Here is a 9,597-nt window from a genome sequence, read left to right as displayed (position 1 = left end):
GAGTCGGCCAAGATGGTCACCACGGATGCCAGTGGTTCGGTCAACTCACCGTTCACCGTCCGGAAGAGCTTCCAAGGTGTGAGCCCTGAGGGGACCGCAGTGGGCGCGGTGAACTGTGCCACCACCGCCTGCTACGTCAGCGCTGGGAACGAGGCCGTTTTCCTCGGCTCCAAGCAGATTTCCTTCAGCTAGCCCGTTCACGTTCATAGGCTCAACCGCAACTTGAAGGCCACTTCCCGGGATCGGGAAGTGGCCTTCACGTTATGCGCCCGGAGCCGGGCCAGGAGTCATCTGCCGTGTCCGCGCGGCGCTGATCAGGGGGTTCTTGGCAGGAATATGTTGCCGATCGTCAGTAAGCGGACGGGGTCGTTGCCCCTTTTCGGGTCGGGTGCGGCGCAGCATGGCTGTGAGGACGATGCCAGGAACTGATGAAGGACCAATCACCATGGCGATCTTGACTTCTACGACAAGCCGGACCGCGCCGTCCGTGCCCGCGATCCGCCATGTCACGGTGGTCGGATGCGGTTTGATCGGCACGTCCGTAGCGCTCGCGCTGCGTGCCGAGGGGGTCCGTGTGACGCTGGCCGACCACGACCCGCGCTCGCTGTCGGAGGCCGTGCGCATGGGGGCGGGTGTCGCGCTGGCCTCCGATGAGCCGCCGGCGGACGTGGTGGTCATCGCAACGCCGCCGTCCACCGTGGCCGCGGTGTTGCGGGACGCGCAGGCCCGGGGGCTGGGCGCCGTCTACACCGACGTGGCCAGCACCAAGGCGCGGATCCTGTCGAGTGCCGAGCTGGCAGGGTGCGATCTGAGCACGTACGTTCCCGGGCATCCGATGGCGGGGCGCGAGATGTCGGGCCCAGGCGCCGCCCGCGCGGACCTGTTCGCCGGCCAGAAGTGGGCGCTGTGCCCGTGCCCGGCCACGGCGCTGTACGCGGCGCGGACCGTGGCCGCGCTGGTGACGCTCTGCGGGGCACAGGTGCGGCTGCTCTCGCCGTACGCACACGATCGGGCCGTCGCGGCGGTGTCGCACGCGCCGCTGGTGCTGTCGGCGGCGCTCGCCGCCAGGTTCGCGTACGCGGGCGCGGGACCGGACGTGCTGTCCCTGGCGGGCAGGGGGTTGTACGACGTGACCCGGGTCGCCGGGAGCCCTCCCGAGTTGTGGATCGACATCCTCGAGCACAACGCCGGCGCTGTCGCGGACATGCTGGAGGAGGTGGTGGACGACCTGGCCGCGGTCGCGGCGGCGCTACGGCAACCGGAGGGGAGCGCGAGCTGGGGTGTGGTGGCCGACCTGCTGGTACGGGGGAACCTCGGCCGGGAGCTCGTCGTCGACGCCTACGCGCCGGACGGCGCGGAGCGGGTGCCGGCGCAAGGCATGGAGTTGGAAGCGGCCTGACGCGCAGGTGCCCCGCGGCCGTTGGCCGCGGGGCACCTCCAGCCGGCGAAGGCGGATGGGGCAAAGGTTCGTCAGATGTAGAGGGTGTTGGGCGGAAGGCCACAGAGGACCCTGCCGTAGAGCTCGGCGTTGGTGTTGGGGTGCATGAGCGCGTGCAGGTTGGCGCTCTGCACGTCGCGCAGGATGCGCTGGATCGGCACGTCGGAGTAGAGGGAGGAGCCGCCGCTCGCCGTGGCGAGGATGTCCACGGCCTCCTTGGCCAGCGCGCACACCGCGCCCATGTCGGCGCGGACCCTGGCCCGCTCCTCCAGTGTCCACTGCTCGCCGCGCTCGCTCTTGCCGTCCACGGTCGCGGACAGCCGCTCGGCGTGGAACTGCGCCTGGTCGATCTTGAGCACGGCCGCGGCGACCTGCAGGTGGGTGATGGGGGCCTCGCTCTGCTGCTCATACCCGGTGTACGTGATCTTGCGCCCGGGCAGGCGTTCGAGGAACGCCGTCTTGGCCGCCTTGGCCAGGCCCAGGAAGGTGCCGACCGAGGAGGCGGAGGCGACGGGCAGCAGCGGGGCCCGGTAGATCGGGATGTCTGCGTTCAGGCGGGAGGCGTACTGCTCCTGGAGCACCGCGGGCAGCGGAATCACCCGCTCGGCCGGTACGAACACGTCCTGGGCGACGGTGCTGACGCTGCCGGTGCCCTGGAGACCGGTCGTGTGCCAGTCGTCGATGATCTGCAAATCGGACATGGGGACCAGCGCCATGATCGGCATGGGCTCCTGGTCGGGACCGACCTGGATGGCCACGATCTCCTGCCAGTGGCTGTGCCAGGCGCCGCTGACGAATCCCCACTTGCCGTTGACCACGACGCCGCCCTTGACCGGGGCGGCCATCGCGGTGGGGCTGAGCGTCCCGCACACCCGCACGTCCGGCGTCGAGAACACCTCGGCCTGGACGTCGTCGGGGAACAGGCACACCATCCACGTGGGAATCCAGTAGACCGACGCCGTCCACGCGGTGGAGCCGTCGGCCTGGCCCAGCTCGGCGCCCACGTCGACCAAGGTGCGCGTGTCGCACTCGTAGCCGCCGAAGCGCGCGGGGACCCTCATCCTGAAGACGCCGGCGTCGGCCAGGGCGTCGATCGACTCCTCGTGGAGGCGCCGATTCTGCTCAGCCCAGGCCGCGTTCGTCTTAAGGACCGGCGCCAGCGCGGACACCCGCCGCACGAGTTCTTCCCGCGCCGGAACCTCCGTCGTCGTCGTCACCATTTCCTCCTAGTGTTCCCTGGTACGGGACGCTCCAGTGGTCCCTCGGACGGGACGCTGAGGCCGCGTGTCCGGCATCCCAGCAGTCGAAACGCTCGGGTCGCGTGGACGCGTTCAGGCAAGGGCCGAGACCTTCGCCGCGGCGGCGACCCTGAGCACCAGCGCCCCCAAGTTGGGGTCCTCCTGGAAGATGTCGCCCACCTCGATCGCGATGCCCAGCTCGTCCTCGATGCGCGAGACGATGCGGATCGCGGAGATCGACTCGCCTTCCAGGTCGAAGAATGTGGCATCGGCCATGTCGGCCGGCACATCGAGCACGTTCCGCCAGATCTCTCCGACCTTCTCTTCGATCAGGGAGAAACTCAGCCCGCTTGCCCGATTGTCAGTCATCCGGCGTCCTCCATTCCCGAAATCACAATCAACGGCGTGTGGCCCGCGAACGGATACCCGCCCTGAATACCGGTTCTTGCTGATAAATCGTCACCGATTGCGAGTTCGCGCACATCTTCGAAAATGCGGAAATAGGGCATCCGATTCGGCACGGCAGGAGAAAGCCCGTGGTCCGAGCGGAGTTAAGGTCGCGGAGGGTCGTGGTCCGAGGCGGCCGCCCGCTTGGCCGGCCGCCGAAAGATCCCCCTGTTTCAGAGGCTGAGTGGAGGACGAGTAAATGAGCGCTACATCGACCACCATCGACGACACGACGGCCGTCCGCGAGGTGCCGCGGCGCATCATCGCCGCCTGGGCGAAGAACGACGGCGACGCCTTCGCCGATGTCTTCACCGAGGACGCCACGATGATCCTGCCCGGCGGCATTTACGTCACCGGCCGCGAGGACATCCGCGCGTTCATGGGCGCCGCCTACTCCGGTCCCTACAAGGGCACGCGGGTGTTCGGCGAGCCCGTGTCGGCCAAGTTCCTGGGGCCGGAGGCCGCGGTGCTGGTCACCAAGGGTGGGGTACTCACCGGCCAGGAGACCGAGGTCGCGCCGGAGCGTGCCGTCCGCGCCACGTGGGTGCTGGCCAAGCAGGACGGCCAGTGGCTCATCACGGCCTACCAGAACACGCCCATCGGAGCGTGAGACGGCACACGGCATCCCGTGCCCCGACGTGACAACCGATCGGCCGCGGCCGGTCGGTTGTCACGTTCCGGGAGCCGCTACCGGGCCACGGGGGCGATCTCCACTCGCGTGTTGTCGCCGACGAGCAACCGGTAGGGCACCGCCTCCGTACCGGCCGGCTCGATGACGGCCGAGCGCCCGACGATCGAGCCGTGCATCCCGGGAACCTCCAGGATCGACGCCCCGTCCAGCACGATGGAGTCGCTCAGCCGCGTACCGCGCAGCACGCAGTCGCGGCCGATGGACACGTTCGGCCCGATGAGGCAGTCCTCGATCAGCGTGTTCGCGCCCACGATCACCGGCCCGTCGATCCGAGACCGCACGACCCGCGCCATGGGGCCGAGCTCCACCCGGCTGCCCAGCTCGCCGAGCAGCCGCCGGTTGCACTCGAGAACGTCGTCGGGCCTGCCGGTGTCCTTCCAGAACCCCTGGTACTCGGTGGCTCTGACCGGCCACCCCTGGGAGACCAGCCACTGGACGGCGTCGGTGATCTCCAGCTCGCTGCGCCGGCTCGGCGCGATGGCCGCCACGGCCTCGTGGATGGCGGCGGTGAAGAAGTAGACGCCCACCATGGCGAGATCGCTGCGCGGCCACCGCGGCTTCTCGACCAGCCGCCGCACGGCCCCGCCCGGGCCGAGTTCCACGACGCCGAACGCCCGCGGATCCGGCACCCGCTGCACCAGCACGTGCGCGGCCGGCCGCCGGGCGCGGAAGTCCGCGGCGATCTCGACGACCCCGTCGGACAGGATGATGTCGCCGAGGTACATCACGAAGTCGTCCTCGCCGAGGAACCCGCGCGCCAGCCGCACGGCGTGCGCCAGGCCCAGGGGCGCGCCCTGCTGGATGTACGTGACGCGCACGCCGAGCGACGAGCCGTCTCCGATCACCGCGGATATCTCCGAAGCCCAGGAGCCGACGATGATGCCGACCTCGGTCACGCCCAGGTCGCGGATGTTCACCAGCACGTGCTCCAGCACGGGCCGGTTGGCGATGGGTATGAGCTGTTTCGGCATCGAATAGCTGAAGGGCCGCAGCCGGGTGCCGGATCCACCGGCCAATACCAATGCCTTCATCGTTCGATTGTCCGGCCCATGAGAAAACCGCCTTTCTCGGCTTTTGCCGTAACGGGCGAGAATTCCCACGGCGACCCGGAACACTCCAATCCCGCAACGGTCGCCGGGCTGCACAGGCGCGACCTAGGGGGCGAGATCATGCCCGTACGGCCCGGCTGTCGGAGAGGTCATCCGCGAGACGCGACGAATTCCTTGAAGGACGCCACGACGTAGTCGATCATCTGGTCGGACAAGCCCGGATACACACCGATGTGGAACGTCTGGGTGGTGATGATGTCGGTGTTGGTCAGCTCGCCGACGACCCGATGGTTCTGGTCGGCGTAGGCCGGGTGCCGCAGCAGGTTGCCCGCGAACAGCCGGCGGGTGCCGATCTTCCGGTCCTCCAGGAAGTCCACCAGCTCCTTGGAGGTGAACGGCGCCTCCGGATCCACCGTGACGACGAAGCCGTACCAGCTCGGATCGCTGCGCGGAGTGGCCTCGGGAAGGAGCAGGTGGGGTACGCCCTCCAGCCCTTCGCGCAGCCGGCGCCAGTTGTGCCGCCGGGCGGCGCAGAAGTCGTCGAGCTTGGCGAGCTGGCTGAGGCCGAGCGCGGCCTGCAGCTCCGTGATCTTGAGGTTGTAGCCGACGTGCGAGTAGATGTACTTGTGGTCGTAGCCGTGCGGCAGCGTGCCCATCTGGTAGCTGAAGCGCTTGAGGCAGGTGTTGCTCTCTCCGGGCTCGCACCAGCAGTCCCGGCCCCAGTCCCGCAGCGACTCGACGATGCGTGCCAGCAGCAGGTTCGAGGTCAGGACGCAGCCGCCCTCACCCATCGTCATGTGGTGGGCCGGGTAGAAGCTCACCGTGGTGAGGTCGCCGAAGGTGCCGACCGGCTCGCCGTCATAGGTGGACCCGACGGCGTCGCAGCTGTCCTCGATCAGGAAGAGCTCGTGCTGGGCCGCCAGTTCGGCCATTTCAGCCACCGGGAACGGGTTGCCGACCGTATGAGCGATCATGATCGCCTTGGTCTTCGGCCCGATCGCCTGCGCCACCATGTCCACGGTGGGGTTGTAGGTGCCGAGCTCCACGTCCACGAAGACGGGCACCAGACCGTTCTGCAGGATCGGGTTCACCGTCGTCGGAAAGGCCGCAGCCACCGTGATCACCTCGTCGCCCGGCCGCAGCCGGGCGTCCTCCAGGCGGGGCGACGTCAGCGCCGAGAGGGCGAGCAGGTTGGCCGACGAGCCCGAGTTCGTGAGCAGCGCCTTGCGCCGCTTCATCTTGCGGGCGAAGACCGACTCGAATTTCCGCGCCCTGCTCCCGCCCGCGACGCGGAGTTCGAGAGCCGCCTCGACCAGCGCCAGCCGGTCCTCGACGTCATGCACCGCCCCGGTCGGCCAGATCTCGGTGACGCCCGGCTCGAAATCCCCGGTGGGCGCGACGTCGTCATGGTATTTGCGCACCTCGTCGAGGATCAATGCCTTGTGTTCATTCATTCTCCGGCCCTTCGTCGATGCACCACTCCACAGGATCGGGCACCGCCGTTTCACATGCATCTCCTGTATTGCCTACCGGGCCGCGCAAGGCAAAAGATGCGGCCCACCGGGAATCGCGCTGTCCTGGTAACCAGGAAATCGACCGAGGTTGTGAACGCACCTTTGTTGGGGAGCATTTATGCGATGCCTGCGCGAAAATGAGCGCCCAAAAGTGGCGGTCATCGGCCTGGGCTATGTGGGCTCCTGTTACGCGGCCATCCTCGCGGAGCGCGGCTGGCACGTGACGGGGGTCGACACGAACGCTCGGCTGATCGAAGAGTTGACGGAGGGTCACTGCCGCTACCAGGAGGACGGGCTGGCGCCTCTCCTTCAGGCCGGCATCATGGCCGGGCGGCTCCGCGTGACCACCGACTACTCCGCCGTCCAGGCCGCCGACGTGGTGCTGCTCGCCGTCGGCACGCCGGTCCGCACCGACGGTTCGCTGCTGGCCAACCAGCTCACCGAGGCCTGCGGCGAGGTGAGCCGCCACCTCCGCGCCGGGCAGCTCGTCCTGGTCAAGAGCACCGTGCCGCCCGGCACCACGCGTGACCTCGTACGCCCCCTGCTGGAACGCGGCGGCCTCACCTGCGGCGCCGACTTCAGCCTGGCCTTCACGCCCGAGCGGTTCGCTGAGGGCACGGCGCTGCGCGAGCTGCGGTCGCTGCCCATCGTGGTCGGCGGCATGGACCCGGACAGCACGCAGGACGCGGCGCTGTTCTGGCGGCAGGCGCTCGGCGTGGAAGTGATCACCCTGGACTCCCCGGAGGCCGCGGAGATCGTCAAGCTGGCCGACAACTGGTGGATCGACGTCAACATCGCGCTGGCCAACGAACTGGCCAAGTTCTGCGCCGCCTTCAGCGTGGACGCTCTGGACGTGATCGCGGCGGCCAACACCGTCCCCAAGGGCAAGGGCAGGGTGAACATCCTGCTGCCCAGCGTGGGCGTCGGCGGCTCGTGCCTGGTCAAGGACCCGTGGATGGTGTGGGACACGGCCCGCCGGCGCGGGGTGGACCTGCTCACGCCGGCCATCGGCCGCGAGGTCAACCTCGGCATGCCCGAGTACACCGCGCAGCTGATCATCGACGCGCTGGTGCGCCAGGGCAAGGACCCGGCCCGGTGCACGGTCGCCGTGCTGGGGGCGGCGTTCAAGAACAACACCGGCGACCTGCGCGCCACCCCGGTCGAGGGCGTCGTCACGGCCCTGGGGAAGGCCGGGGCCACGGTGCGGCTGCACGACCCGCTGGTGGATCCCTTCCAGGCCGAGGCGCTGTTCGGCATCACACCGGCCGAGACCCTGGAGGAGGCCGTCCACGACGCCGACTGCGTCGCCGTCATGGCCCTGCACGAAGAGTTCGCCTCCATCGACTTCGCCAGGCTGCCGGTGGCGGACTCATGCCTGGTGCTGGACGGGCGGGCCTACTACAGCAAGGAAAAGATCTCCGAGTTGCGCCGGCTGGGCTATGCCTACCAGGGCGTCGGGCGTTGAAAGACAGCAATCCAGAATAAGTCCATGAAGATCGTCGCGGATATTCTTGGAGTTCGTCCGCGATGCGCCTTGCGGCGAACGTCAACGAAGGGGCCTGTGGTGAGCGTCGCCGAAGTCCTGCGCGCGGCCACGGGCCCGACGCGGTGCTGATGCTGGTCGTCCACCCCGCCGAGCTGCCGCCCGTGGCGCAGTAACGCGAGTACACGGTGCGGGAGCGGGCCGGCTCCCCCTGCGTGGACCAGGCGCGGGCGACGGCGAAGCGGACCATGCGGTACCGGGGGATCCCATGAGGAAAGAGATCGTGCTCGATGTCTGGGTGCCGGATCTGACCTTCCCCGGCTGGATGGACCGGTGGCGCGAGCAGGGCAGGGACTTCGAGCGGGCCCACCCCGGCTACGAGGTGAACATCCAGGGCAAGGACTTCTGGACCTTCCCCCTGCAGGTCGCGCAGGCGGCGGCCAGCGGGCAGCCACCCATGGTGGCCGAGTACCACTTCTACATGGGCCAGGCCGCCCGCGACCTCGTCGGACCCGACGGGGCGCCGGTGTTCACCTCGCTCCAGCAGGCGATCGGGGGCCGGGCGGAGATCCTCGGCGAGCCGGTAGTGATCGACGACCTGCTGCCGGCCTTCCGCGAGTACTACTGCCACGACGGCGACCTCACCTCGATGCCGTCGGTCGGCACGACGAACCTGCTGCTCGCCAACAAGGGCATGCTGCGTGCCGCCGGCGTGCCGGAGCTGCCGCAGACCTGGGCCGAGGTCGACGCCGTCTGTGAGCAGATCGCCGGCTCCCGCAACGCCCCCGCCTACCCCATCACCTGGTCCAACCACGGGACGTTCTTCCAGCAGGCGCTGGCGACGCAGGGCGGGCTCCTGGTGGACAACGACAACGGCAGGTCGGGCCGGGCCACCACCGCCTTCCTGGCCTCGGACGAGATGCTCGCCTGGGTCGAGTGGTGGCGGCGGCTGCACGCCCGCGGCCGCTACCTCCACACCGGCAAGATCCCCGACTGGGCCGGCACGTTCCGGGCCTTCGCCGAGCGGGAGGTGGCGATCAGGCTCACCTCGTCCAACGACGTCAACTCCATGGTGCGGGCGGCCCACAAGAACGGGTTCGACGTCGAGGTTGGGGTGTTCCCGTACAACGGCGACGTCCCCTACGTCGGCAACGCGGTCGCGGGCACCTCGTTGTGGCTGGCGGGCGGCCTCGACGCGGACGCCCAGGACGGCGCGCTCGCGCTCATCCAGTTCCTGCACAACCCGCGCAACGCCGCCGACCGGCACAAGTTCAGCGGTTCCATCCCGATCACGCACGCCTCGTACCGGCTGCTGGATGACGAGGGCTGGTTCGACCGGCACCCCTACCACCGGGTCGCCTACGAGCACGTCAACAGCTATCCCAGCCGGGCGCTCCCCGGCGGCGGCCCGATTCCGGTGTCGCGGGGAGCGCTGTTCGGCGACTTCGCCGGCAACCAGGACGTCATGACGCGGGCCATGGGCGAGGTGCTGGCCCGCGGCGCCGACCCGTTGACGCGCTTCACCGCGGCGACCGCCGAAGCGCAGAAGCTGCTGGACGAGTACAACGCGTTCGCGATCGCTACGGGCTTCCGCGACCCTGGCGGCAACCCCAACCACAGTTTGGCCGTGGAGTCGTTCAGCACGGCCTCGGCGGGCCGCGACTACTCGGCCGCCGATCTGGAGAAGGTGGTCCAGCTCAGGCTGAATCGCTGATCCCGCATAGGGCGAGGGGCCGT

General features: G+C 69.0%; 10 protein-coding genes. 6 read left to right on the top strand and 4 right to left on the bottom strand.

The genetic code is table 11. The annotated features are described in order from the left end of the window. A partial coding sequence (locus ACTMTI_RS53775; protein WP_441128816.1) for a neocarzinostatin apoprotein domain-containing protein occupies window positions 1-192 on the top strand: 192 nt, incomplete at its 5' end. Between the two features lie 262 nt (window positions 193-454). Beyond that, window positions 455-1,399, top strand: coding sequence for a prephenate dehydrogenase (locus ACTMTI_RS53770; protein WP_441128845.1), 945 nt, complete (start codon window positions 455-457; stop codon window positions 1,397-1,399). 71 nt (window positions 1,400-1,470) lie between these two features. Here the strand turns inward: ACTMTI_RS53770 and ACTMTI_RS53765 are convergent, their stop codons facing one another. Both ACTMTI_RS53765 and ACTMTI_RS53760 read right to left on the bottom strand, forming a co-directional pair. Further along, the gene (locus ACTMTI_RS53765) at window positions 1,471-2,658 is read right to left on the bottom strand and encodes an acyl-CoA dehydrogenase family protein (protein ID WP_441128844.1); all 1,188 of its coding nucleotides are present in this window, start codon (window positions 2,656-2,658) and stop codon (window positions 1,471-1,473) included. Window positions 2,659-2,769: 111 nt separating this feature from the next. Next, complete coding sequence (locus ACTMTI_RS53760) at window positions 2,770-3,045, bottom strand: phosphopantetheine-binding protein (RefSeq protein ID WP_441128843.1); 276 nt, start codon at window positions 3,043-3,045, stop codon at window positions 2,770-2,772. A gap of 277 nt (window positions 3,046-3,322) precedes the next feature. On the opposite strand from ACTMTI_RS53760, the gene ACTMTI_RS53755 reads away from it, so the two are divergent. Continuing rightward, entirely contained in the window at window positions 3,323-3,733 is a 411-nt protein-coding gene (locus tag ACTMTI_RS53755; protein WP_441128842.1) for an SgcJ/EcaC family oxidoreductase, read from the top strand. Window positions 3,734-3,810: 77 nt separating this feature from the next. Here ACTMTI_RS53755 and ACTMTI_RS53750 read toward each other — a convergent pair whose 3' ends face one another. Both ACTMTI_RS53750 and rfbH read right to left on the bottom strand, forming a co-directional pair. Beyond that, a complete protein-coding gene (locus ACTMTI_RS53750; protein WP_441128841.1) occupies window positions 3,811-4,845 on the bottom strand; it encodes a glucose-1-phosphate thymidylyltransferase in 1,035 nt (344 codons plus the stop codon). Between the two features lie 167 nt (window positions 4,846-5,012). Beyond that, the gene (rfbH, locus tag ACTMTI_RS53745) at window positions 5,013-6,317 is read right to left on the bottom strand and encodes a lipopolysaccharide biosynthesis protein RfbH (RefSeq protein ID WP_441128840.1); all 1,305 of its coding nucleotides are present in this window, start codon (window positions 6,315-6,317) and stop codon (window positions 5,013-5,015) included. Window positions 6,318-6,528: 211 nt separating this feature from the next. Between rfbH and ACTMTI_RS53740 the strand changes: the two genes are divergently transcribed. From ACTMTI_RS53740 to ACTMTI_RS53730, 3 genes are all read left to right on the top strand, one after another. Next, window positions 6,529-7,842 (top strand): nucleotide sugar dehydrogenase, encoded by a 1,314-nt coding sequence (locus ACTMTI_RS53740; protein ID WP_441128839.1) that lies wholly within the window; start codon window positions 6,529-6,531, stop codon window positions 7,840-7,842. A gap of 62 nt (window positions 7,843-7,904) precedes the next feature. Then, window positions 7,905-8,036: a hypothetical protein gene (locus ACTMTI_RS53735; protein WP_441128838.1), complete on the top strand. Its 132-nt coding sequence runs from the start codon at window positions 7,905-7,907 to the stop codon at window positions 8,034-8,036. 92 nt (window positions 8,037-8,128) lie between these two features. Further along, on the top strand, window positions 8,129-9,574 hold the full coding sequence (locus ACTMTI_RS53730) for an extracellular solute-binding protein (protein ID WP_441128837.1): 1,446 nt from the start codon (window positions 8,129-8,131) through the stop codon (window positions 9,572-9,574). Window positions 9,575-9,597 lie beyond the last annotated feature (23 nt).

It is taken from the genome of Nonomuraea sp. H19 (assembly GCF_052068215.1).
Lineage (GTDB): Bacteria > Actinomycetota > Actinomycetes > Streptosporangiales > Streptosporangiaceae > Nonomuraea.
The sequence above is the reverse complement of the archived record's forward strand: the minus strand, read 5'-3'. Positions and strand labels throughout refer to the sequence as shown.

Bases quoted from the DNA above. Each gene is read 5' to 3' on its own strand.
- ACTMTI_RS53735 (WP_441128838.1), top strand. From the start codon at position 7,905: ATGCGCCTTGCGGCGAACGTCAACGAAGGGGCCTGTGGTGAGCGTCGC.
- rfbH (WP_441128840.1), bottom strand. From the start codon at position 6,317: ATGAATGAACACAAGGCATTGATCCTCGACGAGGTGCGCAAATACCAT.
- ACTMTI_RS53750 (WP_441128841.1), bottom strand. From the start codon at position 4,845: ATGAAGGCATTGGTATTGGCCGGTGGATCCGGCACCCGGCTGCGGCCC.
- ACTMTI_RS53765 (WP_441128844.1), bottom strand. From the start codon at position 2,658: ATGGTGACGACGACGACGGAGGTTCCGGCGCGGGAAGAACTCGTGCGG.
- ACTMTI_RS53760 (WP_441128843.1), bottom strand. From the start codon at position 3,045: ATGACTGACAATCGGGCAAGCGGGCTGAGTTTCTCCCTGATCGAAGAG.
- ACTMTI_RS53730 (WP_441128837.1), top strand. From the start codon at position 8,129: ATGAGGAAAGAGATCGTGCTCGATGTCTGGGTGCCGGATCTGACCTTC.
- ACTMTI_RS53755 (WP_441128842.1), top strand. From the start codon at position 3,323: ATGAGCGCTACATCGACCACCATCGACGACACGACGGCCGTCCGCGAG.